We start from the raw sequence: 638 nt of genomic DNA, 5'->3' as shown, positions 1-638 counted from the left end.
GCAAGATTTACCTCTGTGACGGTCTGAGTCACAAAGATGAGTAGCACGCCGATATGGAAAAGAGGTGGTACTTCAAAGTGGTTTTGCACATGACGCCCGAGTATGTGTAAACGATCAGGCTGCTCGCCCTCGGTGTATTTTGTGTAGTACTTAATGCTGACTTTATTCGTTTTGATCGCAACGAAACGCGATAGACCGAGAGAAAGAATCAAACAGCCTGTTAAGAAAAACATGGCGATAGATGGGTAAAGGATACTGATCTCTTGCATGGCTTTGTCGATACCTCTTATTGATTTGTCGTGTGTTATTGGATTAGTCCAAGTTCTTTTTGTTTTTTCTTCGAGAGATTGAGCGACGCTAGGCGGTGCGATGTTTGAATATAATAAAACAGCTCATCGTCTCGTTCACATGCCGCATCATAAACTGAATCCACTTCATGCCTCTAGCGGCCATATAAGGGGCAGGGCGAAAGCCCGGTTCCTCTTTGAGGATGTGGTAATCCAAATCACCCGTTTTAAAAGTAAAAGCGGGTGCAGCGCTTTTTTGCCAACCTCCAATGGCAAACACTTTATCGCCAACCTTCCAAACGTACGCGTCGCCCCATTGACGCACAAGCTTAGTTGCGGGGAGGTTTTTAC

General features: G+C 45.5%; 2 protein-coding genes. Both read right to left on the bottom strand.

Annotated features, from left to right (window positions below; translation table 11 throughout):
* The coding region (locus A3750_RS05375; protein ID WP_197474918.1) for an MAPEG family protein at positions 1-269 on the bottom strand (269 nt) is incomplete at its 3' end.
* 88 nt (positions 270-357) lie between these two features.
* Positions 358-638, bottom strand: a 281-nt coding sequence (locus tag A3750_RS05370; protein WP_231871728.1) for an MmcQ/YjbR family DNA-binding protein, incomplete at its 5' end; no start/stop codon positions are given.

Source organism: Oleiphilus sp. HI0079, assembly GCF_001635105.1.
This window is presented reverse-complemented; position numbering and strand designations above follow the sequence as displayed.